The sequence below is a fragment of the Leifsonia sp. 71-9 genome (assembly GCF_001898805.1).
In the GTDB taxonomy this organism is placed as follows: Bacteria; Actinomycetota; Actinomycetes; order Actinomycetales; family Microbacteriaceae; genus Leifsonia.
Window position 1 is genome coordinate 245,091 of sequence record NZ_MKVJ01000014.1, and the last position, 17,271, is coordinate 262,361.

Consider the following 17,271-nt stretch of genomic DNA (forward strand, 5'->3'; position numbering starts at 1 on the left):
GGTGTTTTGCAGGGTTCACGCACCCGTCGTTCCCTAGACTCGACTCGTGACCACGAGCCAGACCGACCCCTTGATCGGCCGTCTCATCGACGGCCGGTATCAGGTGCGCTCGCGGATCGCCCGGGGCGGCATGGCGACGGTCTACCTCGCCACCGACCTCCGCCTCGAGCGGCGGGTCGCGATCAAGGTCATGCACGGCCACCTCGCCGACGACAGCACCTTCAAGAGCCGCTTCGTTCAGGAGGCCCGCTCGGCCGCGCGCCTCGCCCACCCGAACGTGGTCAACGTGTTCGACCAGGGCCAGGACTCCGACATGGCGTACCTGGTCATGGAGTACCTCCCGGGCATCACCCTGCGCGACCTCCTCAAGGACTACGGCAAGCTGACCCCCGAGCAGACCGTCGACATCATGGAGGCGGTCCTCAGCGGTCTGGCGGCCGCGCACAAGGCCGGCATCGTCCACCGCGACCTCAAGCCCGAGAACGTGCTGCTCGCCGACGACGGCCGCATCAAGATCGGCGACTTCGGGCTGGCGCGCGCCGCGAGCGCGAACACCGCCACCGGCCAGGCGCTGCTCGGCACCATCGCGTACCTCTCCCCCGAGCTCGTGACCCGCGGCGTCGCGGACGCCCGCAGCGACATCTACGCGCTCGGCATCATGATGTTCGAGATGCTCACCGGCGAGCAGCCCTTCAAGGGCGAGCAGCCGATGCAGATCGCCTACCAGCACGCCAACGACGCCGTGCCCGCCCCGAGCAGCAAGAACCCGGCGGTGCCCGCCGAGCTCGACGAGCTGGTGCTCTGGGCGACCGAGAAGGACCCGGACCGCCGACCCAAAGACGCCCGCGAGATGCTCGACCGGCTGATCGAGGCCGAGAAGTCGATCCGCGGCGAGGCCGTGCTGCAGCCGACCATGGTCCTCCCGCCGGCGTACAGCGCCGACGAGGGCGACACCCAGATCATCAACCCGGCCATCCGCCAGCAGGTCGCGGCCAACACGCCGAGCTCCGCCGACGCCCTCGCGGACTCGGCCAAGCGGCGCCGAGGCAAGGGCTGGTGGCTGTTCGCTCTCATCATCCTGCTCGCGGGCGTGGCGGGAGGCACCGGCTGGTACTTCGGCTCGGGCCCCGGCTCCCTCGTGCAGGTGCCGAAACTCGTGAACGTCGCGCCGGATGCGGCAGCCGCACAACTCAAGGAGCTCGGCTTCCAGACCAAGGAGGCGCCCGAGTACAGCACCACGGTCCAGAAGGGTCTCGTCTCCAGCACCGATCCGGGCGAGGGCGCGTCCGCTGCGCGCGGCAGCCTCGTCACGGTCCGCATCTCGCAGGGACCGGCGCCGATCACCCTCGGCGCCCTGGCCGGCACGACCCTGGATCAGGCGAAGGCGGAGATCAAAGCCAAGAAGGCGAACGTCGGCGCCGTCGCGCAGCAGTTCGACGCGAAGGTCCCCTCCGGCACCATCATCTCGGCCTCCGGCGCTCTCGACGGTCGCGACCTCTCCCAGGGCGGCGAGTACTTCGAGGCGGCGACCGTCGATCTGGTCGAGTCCGTCGGCCCCATCCCGGACGTCGCGGGCAAGTCCGTCGACGATGCCACGGCCACCCTCGCGAAGGTGAACCTCAAGGTCGGCGCCGGCCCCGAGAGCTACAGCGACACGGTCGAGAAGGGCGACGTCATCGCGGCGCACCCGCAGAGCGATGTCGTCAAGCCCGGCGACACACTGCTGCTCGAGACGTCGAAGGGGCCGGAGCCCGTCGCGGTGCCCGACGTCGTCGGCAAGACATGGGACGTCGCCAAGAAGGCCCTGCAGGCCGCCGGCTTCCAGCTCAAATACAGCCCGATCGCCGACGTCGCGCCTCCCGCATTCGTGGTGTCGAAGATCTCGCCCGCCGCCAACGAGCAGGTCCCGAAGGGCTCGACGATCACCGTCAACTTCGCCGGGTTCTGAGCGGCCCCGCCGGTCGCACGCCCGACAGGCGAAGAGCCCCCGCCGTCCGAGGACGACGGGGGCTCTTCGGCGTCGGCGCCGGGATCAGGCGTTGGCGAGCTCCTCGGCCACCAGGAACGCCAGCTCCAGCGACTGCATGTGGTTGAGGCGCGGGTCGCAGAGCGACTCGTAGCGCGTCGCCAGGGTCTCCTCGTCGATGTGCTCCGAACCGCCCAGGCACTCGGTGACGTCGTCGCCGGTGAGCTCGACGTGGATGCCGCCCGGGTTCGTCCCGACGGCGCGGTGCGCCTCGAAGAAACCCTTCACCTCGTCGACCACGTCGTCGAAACGACGGGTCTTGTAGCCGTTGGGCGTGGTCAGCCCGTTGCCGTGCATCGGGTCGGTGACCCAGAGCGGCAGCGCGTCGGCGCCCTTGATGGCCTCCAGCAGCGGCGGGAGGGCGTCGCGGATCTTGCCCGCGCCCATCCGCGTGATGAAGGTCAGGCGGCCGGGCTCGCGCTCCGGGTCGAGCTTGTCGATCAGGCGCAGCATCGTGTCCGGCGTGGTCGTCGGGCCGAGCTTGACGCCGATCGGGTTGCGGACCCGCGAGAGGAAGTCGACGTGCGCGCCGTCGAGGTCGCGCGTGCGCTCCCCGATCCAGACGAAGTGCGCCGACGTGTTGTACGGCGTGCCCGTGCGGGAGTCGATGCGCGTCATCGGCCGCTCGTAGTCCATCAGCAGGCCCTCGTGGCTGGCGTAGAACTCCACCCGCTTGAGCTCGTCGAAGTCGGCTCCCGCCGCCTCCATGAACTTGATCGCCTTGTCGATGTCGCGGGCGAGGCCCTCGTAGCGCTGGTTGGCCGGGTTGGCGGCGAAGCCGCGGTTCCAGCTGTGCACCTCGCGCAGGTCGGCGAAGCCACCCTGCGTGAAGGCGCGGATGAGGTTCAGCGTCGAGGCGGCCGTGTGGTAGCCCTGCACGAGGCGGCGCGGATCGGCCTGGCGCGACTCCGGGGTGAAGTCGTAGCCGTTCACGATGTCGCCGCGGTACGCGGGCAGCGTGACGTCGCCCCGGGTCTCGGTGTCGCTGGAGCGCGGCTTGGCGAACTGGCCCGCCATCCGGCCCATCTTGATGACCGGCACGGAGGCGCCGTACGTCAGCACGACCGCCATCTGCAGGATGGTCTTCACCCGGTTGCGGATCTGGTCGGCGGTCGCCCCGGCGAAGGTCTCGGCGCAGTCGCCGCCCTGCAGCAGGAACGCGTTGCCCTCCGCCGCGCGCGCGAGACGCGTGCGCAGCTGGTCGACCTCGCCCGCGAAGACGAGCGGCGGGAGGGTGGCGATCTCGGCCGACGCGGCGGCCGCGGCCTCGGCGTCCGGCCAGGTCGGCTGCTGCTTGATCTCGAGGGTGCGCCAATAGTCCAGGCCCTCGATCACGGACTCGTCTGGTCGCACGACGGGATCTGTGGTCTGTAGCACTGGTCTTCCGCTCATTCGGGGGCGCGCCTGCACTCGGCAGCGCCGGTGGGTTTGGTGGATACCGAGCCTACCGTGCTGCGCCTGCCCCGCGTGACAGATGACGACGGGGCGGGACGCGCGGCGTCAGCGGGCGAGCGCCGCGCGCTTCTCCTTGACCGTGCTGGCATAGACGTCCATGTACTCCTGGGCGCCCAGCGCGTGCAGCTCGTACATGATCTCGTCGGTGACCGAGCGGAGGATGAAGCGGTCGCCCTCCATCCCGTCGAAGCGCGAGAAGTCGATCGGCTCGCCGATGACGATGCCGATGCGCCCGATCTTCGGCAGCCGCTTGCCGATCGGCATGATCTCGGCGGTGTCCACCATCGCGACGGGCACCACCGGCACGCCGGCCTCGAGGATCATCCGCGCGACGCCGGTGCGTCCGCGATACAGCTTGCCGTCGGGGCTGCGTGTGCCCTCGGGATAGATCCCGAGGATCTCGCCCCGGGCCAGGACGCGCAGACCGGTGTTGAGCGACGCCTCCGACGCCTTGCCGCCCGAGCGGTCGATCGGCAGCTGCCCGGTCGCCTTCATGAAGGTCTTGGTCGCCCAGCCCTTGAGCCCCTTGCGGGTGAAGTAGTCGCTCTTGGCGAGGAAGGAGACGTGCCGGTCCACGATGAGCGGCAGGAAGATCGAGTCGATGAACGAGAGGTGGTTGCTGGCGAGGATGACGGCGCCCTCGGCGGGCACGTTCTCGACGCCGACCACCCACGGGCGGAAGATCCCGCGCAGGATCGGGCCCACGACGACGTATTTCATCAGCCAGTAGAACATCGCTCTGGAGCCTACCCCTCCCCGAGCGCCTCAGAGGGAGGCGTGCAGGCGCGCCAGGTCGGCGGCCCCGACCACGCCCGCGTCGTTCACGAGCTCGGCGATCTTGAACTCCGGCTCCGGGTGGTAGCCGCGGGCGGGGAGGTTCTCCAGGTAGGCCAGACGGATCGGCTCCAGGAGGAGCTCGCCGGCCTGGGCGACACCGCCGCCGAAGACGAAGAGCTGCGGGTCGAGCACGGCACCGAGGCTGGCGCAGGCCTGGCCGAGCCAGTCGCCCAGCTGGCGCAGCGCCGCGAGGGCGCCCGGGTCGCCCGCCGTGATCAGGGCCGAGATGTCGGTGCCGCTCAGCGAGCCGTTGCGCGAACGCACGTCGGCGAGCGCCTGGCCGATCCCGCCGGCATCCGCCAGCTCGTTCGCCATGCGCTGCAGCGCGCGTCCCGAGCCGTACTGCTCGATGCAGCCGTGGGCGCCGCAGCCGCACGGCAGGCCGCCGGGGACGACCCGCATGTGCCCGATCTCGGCGCCGGCGCCGAAGCCGCCGCGGAACAGGCGGTCGTTGCTGACGATGGCGCCGCCGACGCCCGTGCCGATGGTCAGGATCACCATGTCGCTGACGAGACGGCCCGCGCCGAAGCGGAACTCCGCCCATCCCGCAGCATTGGCGTCGTTCTCGATGAGGACGGGCAGATCGATGCGCTTCTCGAGCTTCTCCCGGAACGGCTCGTGCCGCCAGTTGATGTTCGGCGCGTAGTACACGGTCGACTGCGCGGCGTCGATGAATCCGGCCGCCGCGACTCCCGCTCCCGCGATCTCCTCCGGGCCGTCCGACAGACGCTCGATCATCGCCACGACGGCGTTCTCGATCTCCTCCGGACGGGTGGCGTCGGTCGGGACGCGGTCCTCGCGGACGATGACGCCGAGCTCGTCGACGACGGCCCCCGCGATCTTCGTGCCTCCGATGTCGATGCCGATCGCGTGCACAGGCAGAAACCTTCCAGGAGGAGGCGGGTGGGGAGAGTGGTGGAGAGGGGGCGCCGAGGGCGACTCCCGCCACACCATCTAGAGTGTAGTTAACCAGTCCGGCCGAAGCCATTCGGCCGGGCCCGCGCCCACCGGTATCGAAGGAGCTGCCGTGATCAGTTTCGAAACACCCGCCGTCGTCCCCGCCGACCCCGAGGCCAACTCGACCGATCTGCTCGTCCAGCGCGTCGCCGCGACGCCCGACGCACCGCTCTTCAGCCTCCCGGACGGCGACGGCTGGCGGGACATCACCGCAGCCGAGTTCCACCGCCAGGTCATCGCCCTCGCCAAGGGTCTCGTCGCCGCCGGCATCCAGCCCGGCGACAAGATCGGCCTGATGTGCAAGACCCGCTACGAGTGGAGCCTGATCGACTTCGCCACCTGGTTCGCGGGCGCCGTGCTCGTCCCGATCTACGAGACCTCCTCCCCCAGCCAGATCCAGTGGAACATGGCCGACTCCGGCGCCATCGCGGTCATCCTGGAGAACGCGGAGATGTACTCGCGCTTCGACGAGGTGCACGCCGACCTCCCCCTGATCGACAACGTGTGGCAGCTGCATCTCGGCGACCTGGACAAGCTCGCCGCGGCCGGGACCGAGATCCCGGACGGCGAGATCGAGCGCCGCCGCAACCTCGCCCGCGGCGACGACATCGCGACCCTGATCTACACGTCGGGCTCCACCGGACGGCCGAAGGGTTGCGTGCTCACGCACTCCAACTTCGTCGAGCTCTCCCGCAACTCCGCCGAGGCGCTCACCGAGCTGGTCGACCAGCCCGGCGGAGCATCCACCCTGCTCTTCATCACGACCGCGCACGTCTTCGCCCGGTTCATCGCCGTGCTGTGCGTCACCGGTGGTGTGAAGGTGGGGCACCAGGCCGACACCAAGCAGCTCCTCCCGGCGCTCGCGAGCTTCAAGCCCACCTTCCTCCTCGCCGTGCCGCGCGTGTTCGAGAAGGTCTACAACTCGGCCGAGCAGAAGGCGGAGGCCGGCGGCCGGGGCAAGATCTTCCGCGCCGCCGCGGCCGTCGCGGTCGAGCACTCGAAGGCGCTCGAGGCCGGCTCCGTGCCATTCGGGCTCAAGCTCAAGTTCGCCCTGTACGACCGGCTCGTGTTCAGCAAGCTCCGCGCCGCGATGGGCGGCCGCGTCCGCTACGCCGTGTCCGGCTCCGCGCCGCTCGGCTCGCACCTCGGCCACTTCTTCCACAGCCTGGGCATCAAGATCCTGGAGGGGTACGGGCTCACCGAGACCACGGCTCCCGCGACGGTCAACCTCCCGGACAAGTTCAAGATCGGCACCGTCGGACCGGCCCTCCCGGGCATCGGCGTGCGTCTCGCCGACGACGGCGAGATCCAGGTGCGCGGCATCAACGTCTTCAAGGAGTACTGGAAGAACCCGGAGGCCACGGCGGCCGCCTTCGACGACGGCTGGTTCAAGACCGGCGACCTCGGCTCGTTCGACGCCGACGGCTTCCTCTCCATCACCGGCCGCAAGAAGGAGATCATCGTCACCGCCGGTGGCAAGAACGTCTCCCCCGCGGCCCTCGAGGACCCGATCCGCGCCAATCCGCTGGTCGGACAGGTGATCGTCGTCGGCGACCAGAAGCCGTTCATCTCGGCGCTCGTCACCCTCGACACCGAGATGCTGTCGACCTGGCTCGCGAACAACGGCGAGGACAAGGACATGACCCTCGCCGAGGCGTCCGTGAACCCGGCCGTCAACGCCGAGGTGCAGCGCGCGATCGACGCGGCCAACGCCGGCGTCTCCCGGGCGGAGAGCGTGCGCAAGTTCGTCATCCTCGCGACCGACCTGACCGAGGCGAGCGGCCACCTGACGCCCAAGCTCAGCATCAAGCGCAACGTCATCCTCGCCGACTTCGCCGACGTCATCGACGGCATCTACAGCGACAACCCCAAGACCCAGGGCATCTCCCTCGCCTACTGACCCGCACGCATTCGTGCCGAATGTCGACTTAGGCTCTCTCAATGTCGACATTCGGCACGAATCGTTGGAGGCGCTCCACGAAGCCAGCGCGCTCGTGGAAGAGGTCCCGCGCGGTAACGCGGACGACCCGCCACCCTTCGGCCTCGAGTAGCTCGCGTCGTTCGATGTCGAGGTACCACTGGCGCTGATCCACGCGATGTCCGTCCCCTTCGTACTCGAACGCCAAGCGGAGCTGCGGGACGCTGAGATCGGGATGCAGGACGAGTCGGCCGCTGCTGACGGTGACAGGCGCATTGACGTGCAGTCCCTCCAGTCCCAGACTCTCGAGCAGCAACCGCAAGAGCGACTCCGGCCGAGAGTCCGCACCGAAGCGGATGCGCTGAAGCGCCCAGGTTCGCGACCGTGCTCCCTTGGTCCGATGCAGGTCAGCGGCGAGTGCCGCGAGATCGTCATCCGTGACCAACGGGCTGCGAGTGCGAGCGCCCACCAGAAAGTCTCCGGCGGCAACCAGATCGTCTCTCTCCAGAACTCCGGAGAGCTGGCACCACACGTGAGCCGGCTCCGAGATCGGTAGGTCGCCCACCACGAAACCCTCGACGCTTCCGAGGCTGTGCCCGATGATGCCGCGTCCTCGCGGGGGTGTGCGCGGAAAGGAGACCGACACATGGAGGTGGTCGTCTGCAATTCCGGGAGGAAGGGGAACTCCCAACAGCGCCGCGGCGGTCTGATGGCTGAAGAACGCGTAATCGGGCATCACGCGCAGATACGCGAGACAGCGCGCGATGACATCGCTCGGCGGTCGCGACGCGTGCACGCCGTGAAACGGATGCTGGAGGTCGCGTGCACGCAGCCGCGACGCACTGACACCTGCCCGACGAGCATGCGCCGAGGTGAACGAGGTTCCACTGAGTGCGGAGGGAAGGGGCGGAGGAGTTCGCATGCCTCATCGTGACAACGCGATGCCGCCGCAGGACGCCTCCCCGTCGGTTCTGTGGAGAACCGCCGCAGGCACGTCCTCCTGGGGAGGACACATTCGGCACGAATCGCGGGAAAGCGGCGCGCTAAGTCGACATTCGGCACGAATGTCGGGGGGGGGGTCAGCGGGGGTCGCGCCAGGAGTGTTGGGGGGCGTAGCCGAGGAGGCGGCGGGCCTTCGCGATGGAGAGGAGGGAGTCGTGCTCGCCGAGGTCGCCCTTCAGCGGGACGCCGGGGAACACCTCCGCGACGAGCTCGGCGTTGGGGCGGCTCATGACGCTGTCGCCGGCCGCGATGATGAAGCGGTCGAAACCGGTCGTCTGCCAGTCGAGCGCCCGCTTGACGGCCTGAGCGCCGTCCCGTGCGTCGATGTAGCTCCAGAGATTCCACTTGCGCTTCTGCGCGTCGTCGTCGAAGCCGGGGAAGGCGTCGTAGTCGGCCGGCTCCATGACGTTCGAGAAGCGCAGCGCCACGATCTTGAGCGCGGGATCCCAGCGCACGAGCTCGATCGCCATCTGCTCCTCGAGGTGCTTGACCAGGGAGTAGGTCGACTCGGGTCGGGCGGGGTAGTCCTCGTCCACGGGGATGTACGGCGGCGGCACGTCGAACGGCAGCCCGAGCACGGTCTCGCTCGACGCGTAGACGATGTTCCGGATGCCGGCCCGCCGCGCGGCCTGGAAGACGTTGTAGGTCGCGCGGATGTTGTTGTGGAAGGTCGCGACATCGCTGAGGATGCCGGGCGCCGGGATGGCCGCGAGGTGCACGATCGCGTCGAACCCGTCGTGCTGGTCGTCGACGCCGAGGATCGCGTCGAGCGTCTGGCCGTAGTCGGTCAGATCGACCCTCACGAACCCGGGGCCGCGCTCCCCCGCCGCGTCGAGGTTGACGACGTCGTCGCCGCCCGCCCTCAGCTCGCGGACGACGGTGCGTCCGAGCTTGCCTGATCCTCCGGTGACCGCGATGCGCATACGGTCAGTCTAGGAGGCGGGCGTCAGAACCAGTCGCTCTCACGGACCTGCTTCATGGCCTCGCGCCGTGTCTCCTTGTCGAGCCGGTCGAGGTAGAGCGTGCCGTCCAGGTGGTCCGTCTCGTGCTGGAGCGCCTGCGCCATGACCCCGGTGCCGGACACCTCGATCTCGTTGCCGTCGACGTCGATCCCGCGCACCCGGGCGAACGGGTAGCGCAGGGTCTTGAACCACAGGCCAGGGACGGAGAGGCAGCCCTCGTCGACGAGCTCGGGCTCGCCGGACACCTCGACGAGCTCGGGGTTGATGACGTAGCCGACCTCGCCGTCCACGTTGTAGCTGAAGGCGCGCAGGTTGACGCCGATCTGCGGCGCCGCCACTCCGGCGCGGCCGGGCGGGAGGACGCTGTCGACCAGGTCCTCGACGAGCCCGTGCACGCCCTCGTCGAGCTCGCCGACGGGCAGGGACGGGGTCTTCAGGACGGGGTCGCCGAAAATGCGGATCTGACGCTCGGTCACAGGTACTACTCCTCGGTGGTGCGGACGGGGCGGTCGGGCTCAGTCGCGCTCGGCGGGCAGGCCCTCGACGACGAGCGCCGCGAGCGTGCGAGCGGAGAGCTTGGTCAGCGGCTTGAGCGCCTTCCACTGCACCACCGAGCCGGCGGCGAGCTGCGGGTCGTACGGGATGCGCACGATCTCGCGCACGCGGGAGCGGAAGTGCGCCTCGATCTCCTCGAGCTTGACCAGGTTGGTGCCCTGCGTCGCGGTGTTGAGGGCCACGATCGCGTTGCGGACGAGCTCGCCGTAGCCGTTCGCGTCGAGCCAGGTCAGGGTCTCGGAGGCGAGACGTGCCTCGTCGACGCTGCCGCCGGAGACGATCACGAGCGAGTCGGCCCGCTGCAGCGTCGCGCGCATCACCGAGTGGACGATGCCGGTGCCGCAGTCCGTCAGCACGATCGAGTAGAACCGGGCGGAGAGGTCGGCGACGACGTTGTAGTCGTTCTCGTCGAACGCCTCCGAGAGCATCGGGTCCGTGTCGGACGCCAGGATGTCGAGGCGCGTCTCGTCGCGCGAGACGAGGGCCGAGAAGTCGGTGAAGCCGGTGATGCTGGCGGCCTTGTGGACCACGTCGCGCACGGTCGCCCTGGTCTGCTTCGGCACGCGCTCGGAGAGCGTCCCGCGGTCCGGGTTCGCGTCGATGGCGACGATGCGGTCCTCGCGGGCGTCGGCCAGCGCCATCCCGAGCAGCGTGGTGACCGTGGTCTTGCCGACGCCGCCCTTGCGGGTGAGCACCGGCACGAACCGGGTGCCGCCCTCGAACTGCTTCTGGATGCGGTGGTCGAGCTCCTTGCGGGCGCGCACCTTGGCCGAGTCGCCGAGGTTCACGGTGCGGAAGGTCGCGTTGTAGACGAAGCGCTGCCACGGCCCCTCGGGGCCGGGACGCGTCTTGCGGTTGACCTCGAGCAGCCGGTCGGCGGTCAGCATCGCCGCCGGCTCGGGCTGCGTCGAGTGCTCGCCGCGCATCCGGTCGCGCCGCGACTGCCCGTACTGCTCTTGCCGGGACGCGTCCGCGCCCGGGAGCGGGACGACCGGCTCGGCCGCGGCGGCTGCGGCCGCCTCGGCCTCCGCCGTCGCCGCCGCCAGCCGGGAGGCGACGATGGCGACCGACATGGTGTTCGGCTCCGTCGGCGACGCGACGAATCCCGGGTCGACCGGGACGTCGTCGATCGCCACGGCGGCCTCGTCGTCCGGCACCTCGCGCGGAGGGGTCGGCGGAAGGTCCACCGCGATGCTCAGCGTCTCGGGCGTGGTGAGCGTGAGCTCCTCGTCCAGGGGCGCGAGGTCGCGGCGTTCCGGCTCCTCCGGCTTCTGTGCCACGTTCTTCGGTCTCCTTCTGCCTCCGGTGGAGGCGACTGCGTCATTGTACGGCGCTCAGGCGGGGGTGATGACGACCAGGAGATCGCCGGCGTCGACCTGCTGGGTCTTCGGCACGGCCAGCCGCTCGATCGTCCCGGCGATGGGAGCGGTGATGGCCGCCTCCATCTTCATGGCCTCGATCGACGCCACGGCCTGGCCCGCCTCGACCCGGTCGCCGACCGCGACCTGCAGGGTCACGACGCCCGAGAACGGCGCGGCGACCTGGCCCGGCTTGGCGGTGTCGGCCTTCTCGGCCGCCTTCGCCTCGACCTCGATGCCGCGGTCGCGCACGAAGACGGGGCGCAGCTGGCCGTTGAGCGTGGTCATGACGGTGCGCATGCCCTTCTCGTCCGCCTCGCCGATGGCCTCCAGCCCGATGTAGAGGCGCACGCCCTTGCTGAACTCGATGACGTGCTCCGAGCCCTGCTTGAGGCCGTAGAGGTAGTCGAGGGAGTCGACGACCGACAGGTCGCCGAACAGCTCGCGCATCTGCTCGTAGATGCGGGTCGGGGCCGGGAACAGCAGGCGGTTGAGGGCGGCGCGGCGTTCGGTGCTCGAACCGTCGAGCGCGGCGGCGTCCTCCGCGGGGACGTCCTCCACGCCGACCTTGACGGTCTTGCCGGCGAGGACCTTGGTGCGGAAGGGCTCCGGCCAGCCGCCGGGCAGCTCGCCCAGCTCGCCCGCCATGAACCCGACGACCGAATCCGGGATGTCGTAGTTCTGCGGGTTCTCGGCGAAGTCGGCCGGGTCGGCGTGGACGGCCGCGAGGTGCAGCGCCAGGTCGCCGACGACCTTCGAGGACGGGGTGACCTTGGGGATGCGGCCGAGGATCTGGTTGGCCGCGGCGTACATGTCCTCGACGAGCTCGAAGTCGTCGGCCAGGCCCAGCGCCTTCGCCTGCTGGCGCAGGTTCGAGAGCTGTCCGCCCGGGATCTCGTGCTTGTAGACGCGTCCCGTCGGGCCGGGCAGGCCGGACTCGAACGGCGCGTACACGTGGCGCACGGCCTCCCAGTAGGGCTCGAGGTCCTCGACGGCGGTCAGCGAGATGCCGGTGTCGCGCTCGGTGTGCGCGAGCGCGGCGACGAGGGCCGAGGCGCTCGGCTGGCTCGTGGTTCCGGCCATCGGGGCGCTGGCGACATCCACCGCGTCCGCTCCGGCGCGTGCGGCCGCGAGCAGGGTCGCGAGCTGGCCGCCCGGGGTGTCGTGCGTGTGCACGTGCACCGGGAGGTCGAAGCGCTCGCGGAACGCGGCCACGAGCTTCTCGGCGGCGGACGGGCGGAGCAGGCCGGCCATGTCCTTGATGGCGAGGATGTGCGCGCCCGACTCGACGATCTGCTCGGCGAGCTTCAGGTAGTAGTCGAGGGTGTAGAGGTCCTCGGCCGGGTCGAGCAGGTCGCCCGTGTAGCAGACGGCGACCTCGGCGATCGCGCTGCCGGTGGCGAGCACCGACTCGATCGCGGGACGCATCTGCGACACGTCGTTCAGCGCGTCGAAGATGCGGAAGATGTCGACGCCGGTCGCGGCGGCCTCCCGCACGAACGCGTCGGTCACCTTGGTCGGGTACGGCGTGTAGCCGACGGTGTTGCGCCCGCGCAGCAGCATCTGGATGTTGATGTTCGGCAGCGCCTCGCGCAGGGTGGCGAGCCGCTCCCACGGGTCCTCGGCGAGGAAGCGGAGCGCGACGTCGTAGGTCGCGCCTCCCCAGGCCTCGACCGAGAGCAGCTCGGGGGTCATGCGTGCGACGTACGGCGCGACGGCCACGAGGTCCTTGGTGCGGACGCGGGTCGCGAGCAGCGACTGGTGCGCGTCGCGGAAGGTCGTCTCGGTGACGGCCAGCGCGGTCTGCGCGCGCAGCGCCTCCGCGAAGCCCTTCGGGCCGAGCTCCAGCAGGCGCTGACGCGAGCCGGCCGGGGCGGGCGCGCTCAGGTCGATGCGGGGCAGCTTGTCGGTGGGCTCCGCGGTCTCGGGGCGAGCGCCGTTCGGCTGGTTGACGGTGACGTCGGCGAGCCAGTTGAGCACCTTGGTGCCGCGGTCCTTCGAGACGCGGCCCTTGAACAGCTCCGGGCGCTCCTCGATGAACGAGGTGGAGACGTTGCCGGCGATGAAGTCCGGGTCTTCGAGAACGGCCTGGAGGAATGGGATGTTCGTGGCGACACCGCGGACGCGGAACTCGGCCAGGGCCCGGCGGGCGCGCGACACGGCGGACGGGAAGTCGCGGCCGCGGCAGATCAGCTTGGCGAGCATCGAGTCGAAGTGCGGGCTGATCTGCGATCCGGGGCTGATGGTTCCGCCGTCGAGGCGGATGCCGCCGCCGCCCGGGGAGCGGTAGGTCGTGATCTTGCCGGTGTCGGGGCGGAAGCCCGCGGTCGGGTCCTCCGTGGTGATGCGGCACTGCAGGGCGGAGCCGCGGACGTGCACCGTCTCCTGGCTGAGGCCGAGGTCGGCGAGGGTCTCCCCCGCCGCGATGCGCATCTGGGCCTGGACGAGGTCGACGTCGGTGATCTCCTCGGTGACCGTGTGCTCGACCTGGATGCGCGGGTTCATCTCGATGAAGACGTGCTCGCCGGCGCGCTCGCCCGCGGTGTCGAGGAGGAACTCGACGGTGCCGGCGTTCTCGTAGCCGATGGAGCGGGCGAAGGCGATCGCGTCGCGGTAGAGCGACTGGCGGATGTCCTCCGACAGGTTGGGGGCCGGCGCGATCTCGACGACCTTCTGGTGCCGGCGCTGCACCGAGCAGTCGCGCTCGAACAGGTGCATGGTGTCGCCGGCGCCGTCGGCCAGGATCTGCACCTCGATGTGGCGCGGGCGCAGCACGGCCTGCTCCAGGAACATGGTGGGGTCGCCGAAGGCGCTGTCCGCCTCGCGCATGGCCTCCTCGAGCGCTCCGCGCAGCTCGCCCTTGGTGTTGACGCGGCGCATCCCGCGACCGCCGCCTCCTGCGACCGCCTTGGCGAAGATCGGGAAGCCGATCGCGTCGGCCCCGGCGAGCAGCTCGTCGATGTCGCGCGACGGCGGGGTGGACTTGAGCACCGGGACGCCCGCGGCGATCGCGTGCTCCTTGGCGGTGACCTTGTTGCCGGCCATCTCGAGGACCTCGGCGCGCGGGCCGATGAAGGTGATGCCCGCGGCGCGCGCGGCCTCGGCGAGCTCCGGGTTCTCGGAGAGGAAGCCGTAGCCGGGGTAGATGGCGTCGGCGCCGGACTCCTTCGCGACGCGGATGATCTCGCTCACGTCCAGGTAGGCGCGCACGGGGTGACCCGGCTCGCCGATCTGGTACGCCTCGTCGGCCTTCAGGCGGTGCATCGAGTTGCGGTCTTCGTACGGGAAGACGGCCACGGTCTCTGCGCCCAGCTCATAGGCGGCGCGGAACGCACGGATGGCGATTTCTCCGCGATTGGCGACGAGGATCTTTCTGAACATGGGAACCTTTCGAGCAGGGGTCGACACCACACAGCAAACGGTTAGGTTCTCTAAGACTAGTGAAGGTAACGTGGCTCTCGTGCACGTACTCAGCGTTAGTTCCCTCAAGGGCGGTGTCGGAAAGACCACGGTGACGCTCGGGCTGGCCTCGGCGGCGTTCGCGAAAGGTCTGCGGACGCTGGTCGTCGACCTCGATCCGCAGTCCGACGTGTCGACCGGCATGGACATCCAGGTCGCGGGCCACCTCAACGTGGCCGACGTGCTCGCGTCCCCGAAGGAGAAGATCGTGCGCGCCGCGATCGCTCCCTCCGGCTGGACCCGCGGCCGCTCGGGCAAGATCGACGTCATGATCGGCAGCCCGTCCGCGATCAACTTCGACGGCCCGCACCCGAGCATCCGCGACATCTGGAAGCTCGAGGAGGCCCTCGCCAACGTCGAGCACGACTACGAGCTGGTGCTGATCGACTGCGCCCCCTCGCTGAACGCCCTCACGCGCACCGCGTGGGCGGCCAGCGACCGCGTGGCCGTCGTGACCGAGCCCGGCCTGTTCTCCGTCGCCGCGGCCGACCGCGCGCTGCGCGCCATCGAGGAGATCCGCCGCGGTCTCTCGCCGCGCCTCCAGCCGCTCGGCATCATCGTCAACCGCGCTCGCGTGCAGTCCCTGGAGCACCAGTTCCGCATCAAGGAGCTGCGCGACATGTTCGGCCCGCTCGTGCTCGCCCCCCAGCTGCCGGAGCGCACGTCGCTGCAGCAGGCGCAGGGCGCGGCCAAGCCGCTGCACGTCTGGCCCGGCGAGAGCGCCCAGGAGATGGCGCACAACTTCGACCTGCTCCTGGAGCGGGTGCTGCGCACCGCGCGCATCGGCGAGTACGCGACCGCGGGCTCCTGACCAGCGCCTCCTGACCAGCGCCTCCTGACCGCGCAAAAAGGACGGCCCGCGTCAGCGGACCGTCCGGCGGATGGGGTCGGGCGTCAGGACGCCTTGGACTTGCTGGCGCGACGCTGGGCGAGCTCGTCGAGGGAGTCGCCCTGGGTGTCGAGCTCGACCAGGCTGGACTCCACCTCGCGGAGGACCTTGCCGACGGCGATGCCGAAGACGCCCTGGCCGCGGCTCACGAGGTCGATGACCTCGTCGTTGGAGGTGCAGAGGTACACGCTGGCGCCGTCGCTCATCAGGGTGGTCTGCGCGAGATCGCTCACGCCGGACTCCCGGAGCTGGTTGACGGCGGTGCGGATCTGCTGCAGCGAGATCCCGGTGTCGAGGAGGCGCTTGACGAGCTTCAGGACCAGGATGTCGCGAAAGCCGTAGAGGCGCTGCGAGCCGGAGCCCGCCGCTCCGCGGACGGTCGGCTCGACCAGGCCGGTACGGGCCCAGTAGTCGAGCTGGCGGTAGGAGATGCCGGCTGCGCGTGCGGCGACCGCTCCGCGATAGCCGTTGGCGTCGTCCATGTCGGGGAGGCCGTCGGTGAACAGGAGGCCCAGGTCGTACCGGGCGGCGCCGTCGTCACGACTCGCTTCGCTCATGATGTTCGCCTCTCGCCCGTTCTCGGATCCTGCGCCGACGGTGGGGGCGCTTCATCCACGGTACCCATGCCGGAGGCCCCGGGCAACGACATCCGCCCATTCACTGTCGGCGTGTCGAGCGGATCCGTCAGTTACGGGCGGATCCGATCGAGGGAGGAGCGGATGATGCTGCCGCGGACGACGTCGAGCTGACCGGCGATCTCGCGGGCGAGCTCGGCCGTGCGCGCCTTGCTGGAGACGTCGTTGCGGCGGGCGATCGGGACCAGCGCGGTCTCGATGAGCCCGATCTCGCGTTCGGCGGCGGCGCGGAAACCGCGCAGGTGACGCGGCTCGATCCCGGTGCGGCCGAGCTCGACGAGGGCTCCGAGAACGGCCAGCGCCTCCTCCCCGTACACGTCGGCGGGGGCGATGAGGGAGGCGCTGATCGCCTGCTGCAGCAGGTCCGGCGTCGCACCGGTCCGGCGGAGCAGCTCGTCACGGTCGAACCGTCGCTCGTCGCCGAGCATGGACGGTGCCGCGCCCCCTCCGGGCAGCGTCGGCTCGAGACCGGCGTCGAGGTCGGCGAGGTACGCCTTGATGACCTTCAGCGGCAGGTAATGGTCGCGCTGCATCCCGAGGACGGTGCGCAGACGCTCGACGTCGGCCGGGGAGAACTTGCGGTACCCGGATGCCGTGCGGGCGGGCGACACCAGCCCGCGCTCCTCGAGGAAGCGCAGCTTCGACGACGAGAGGTCGGGGAACTCCGGGGTCAGCCGCTCGAGGACCTGGCCGATGCTCAGCAGGGCGCGCGAGGCGGCGGGCGCCCTCGCCGCTTGCCGGGCCACTAGCCGTTCGCCGAAGCGGCGAGGTCTTGGCGCGAAGCGTAGAAGGTGAGGCGGAACTTGCCGATCTGGACCTCGGCCGAGTCGGAGAGCAGGGCGCTCTCGATGCGCACGCCGTCGTAGTACGTGCCGTTGAGCGACCCCAGGTCGCGCACCTCGAACGCCGTGCCGCGGCGCGTGAACTCCGCGTGGCGACGCGAGACGGTGACGTCGTCGAGGAAGATCTCGGCGTTGGGGTGACGCCCCGCCGTGGTCACGTCGGCGTCGAGGAGGAACCGCGCGCCGGCGTTGGGGCCGCGGCGGACCACCAGCAGAGCGGAGCCCGAGGGCAGCGCGCCGATCGCCTCCACTTCCTCCGGTGAGATCTCCCCGTCGAGCGGGTACATCTTCGACACGAAGTCCTCGCCGAAGCGGGCCGTGGTGTCCTCATTCCCCGACGCGGCATCACGCAGGGGGTTGTTCTCGGCGTCGTCCG

The 17,271-nt window shown here is 70.2% G+C and carries 14 protein-coding genes; 3 read left to right on the forward strand and 11 right to left on the reverse strand.

Features of this window, described 5'->3' with window-relative positions; translation table 11 throughout:
- Window positions 1-46: 46 nt before the first annotated feature.
- Window positions 47-1,948 carry a Stk1 family PASTA domain-containing Ser/Thr kinase gene (pknB, locus tag BGO91_RS08380; RefSeq protein WP_290472316.1) on the forward strand — a complete coding sequence of 634 codons (1,902 nt, stop codon included), beginning with the start codon at window positions 47-49 and terminating at the stop codon, window positions 1,946-1,948.
- An 84-nt stretch (window positions 1,949-2,032) separates the two neighbouring features.
- Here pknB and BGO91_RS08385 read toward each other — a convergent pair whose 3' ends face one another.
- The 3 genes from BGO91_RS08385 to BGO91_RS08395 form a co-directional block, all read right to left on the reverse strand.
- A complete protein-coding gene (locus tag BGO91_RS08385) occupies window positions 2,033-3,418 on the reverse strand; it encodes a class II 3-deoxy-7-phosphoheptulonate synthase (protein WP_290472317.1) in 1,386 nt (461 codons plus the stop codon).
- A gap of 108 nt (window positions 3,419-3,526) precedes the next feature.
- Window positions 3,527-4,216 (reverse strand): 1-acyl-sn-glycerol-3-phosphate acyltransferase, encoded by a 690-nt coding sequence (locus BGO91_RS08390; RefSeq protein WP_021764402.1) that lies wholly within the window; start codon window positions 4,214-4,216, stop codon window positions 3,527-3,529.
- Window positions 4,217-4,246: 30 nt separating this feature from the next.
- A complete protein-coding gene (locus BGO91_RS08395; protein ID WP_290472318.1) occupies window positions 4,247-5,194 on the reverse strand; it encodes an ROK family glucokinase in 948 nt (315 codons plus the stop codon).
- Window positions 5,195-5,345: 151 nt separating this feature from the next.
- On the opposite strand from BGO91_RS08395, the gene BGO91_RS08400 reads away from it, so the two are divergent.
- Window positions 5,346-7,175, forward strand: a complete 1,830-nt coding sequence (locus BGO91_RS08400) for a long-chain fatty acid--CoA ligase (protein ID WP_290472319.1) — start codon at window positions 5,346-5,348, stop codon at window positions 7,173-7,175.
- Window positions 7,176-7,203: 28 nt separating this feature from the next.
- Here BGO91_RS08400 and BGO91_RS08405 read toward each other — a convergent pair whose 3' ends face one another.
- The 5 genes from BGO91_RS08405 to BGO91_RS08425 form a co-directional block, all read right to left on the reverse strand.
- A complete protein-coding gene (locus tag BGO91_RS08405; protein ID WP_290472320.1) occupies window positions 7,204-7,989 on the reverse strand; it encodes a hypothetical protein in 786 nt (261 codons plus the stop codon).
- Between the two features lie 283 nt (window positions 7,990-8,272).
- The gene (locus tag BGO91_RS08410; RefSeq protein ID WP_290472321.1) at window positions 8,273-9,118 is read right to left on the reverse strand and encodes an NAD(P)-dependent oxidoreductase; all 846 of its coding nucleotides are present in this window, start codon (window positions 9,116-9,118) and stop codon (window positions 8,273-8,275) included.
- Between the two features lie 23 nt (window positions 9,119-9,141).
- Window positions 9,142-9,633 carry a peptide deformylase gene (def, locus tag BGO91_RS08415; RefSeq protein ID WP_290472322.1) on the reverse strand — a complete coding sequence of 164 codons (492 nt, stop codon included), beginning with the start codon at window positions 9,631-9,633 and terminating at the stop codon, window positions 9,142-9,144.
- Window positions 9,634-9,672: 39 nt separating this feature from the next.
- Complete coding sequence (locus tag BGO91_RS08420) at window positions 9,673-10,992, reverse strand: MinD/ParA family protein (protein ID WP_290472323.1); 1,320 nt, start codon at window positions 10,990-10,992, stop codon at window positions 9,673-9,675.
- A 54-nt stretch (window positions 10,993-11,046) separates the two neighbouring features.
- Window positions 11,047-14,451 carry a pyruvate carboxylase gene (locus BGO91_RS08425; protein ID WP_290472324.1) on the reverse strand — a complete coding sequence of 1,135 codons (3,405 nt, stop codon included), beginning with the start codon at window positions 14,449-14,451 and terminating at the stop codon, window positions 11,047-11,049.
- A gap of 79 nt (window positions 14,452-14,530) precedes the next feature.
- Here BGO91_RS08425 and BGO91_RS08430 point away from each other — a divergent pair, with 79 nt between their 5' ends.
- The gene (locus BGO91_RS08430; protein ID WP_290472325.1) at window positions 14,531-15,340 is read left to right on the forward strand and encodes a ParA family protein; all 810 of its coding nucleotides are present in this window, start codon (window positions 14,531-14,533) and stop codon (window positions 15,338-15,340) included.
- Window positions 15,341-15,423: 83 nt separating this feature from the next.
- Here the strand turns inward: BGO91_RS08430 and BGO91_RS08435 are convergent, their stop codons facing one another.
- The 3 genes from BGO91_RS08435 to BGO91_RS08445 all read right to left on the reverse strand — a co-directional run bounded on the left by BGO91_RS08435 (window position 15,424) and on the right by BGO91_RS08445 (window position 17,248).
- Window positions 15,424-15,975, reverse strand: coding sequence for a MerR family transcriptional regulator (locus BGO91_RS08435; protein WP_021765603.1), 552 nt, complete (start codon window positions 15,973-15,975; stop codon window positions 15,424-15,426).
- A gap of 131 nt (window positions 15,976-16,106) precedes the next feature.
- Window positions 16,107-16,799, reverse strand: a complete 693-nt coding sequence (locus tag BGO91_RS08440) for a MerR family transcriptional regulator (protein ID WP_290472326.1) — start codon at window positions 16,797-16,799, stop codon at window positions 16,107-16,109.
- Window positions 16,799-17,248 (reverse strand): FHA domain-containing protein, encoded by a 450-nt coding sequence (locus tag BGO91_RS08445; RefSeq protein WP_169730366.1) that lies wholly within the window; start codon window positions 17,246-17,248, stop codon window positions 16,799-16,801. The genes BGO91_RS08440 and BGO91_RS08445 overlap by 1 nt, the downstream gene beginning before the upstream one ends.
- Between the last annotated feature and the right edge of the window lie 23 nt (window positions 17,249-17,271).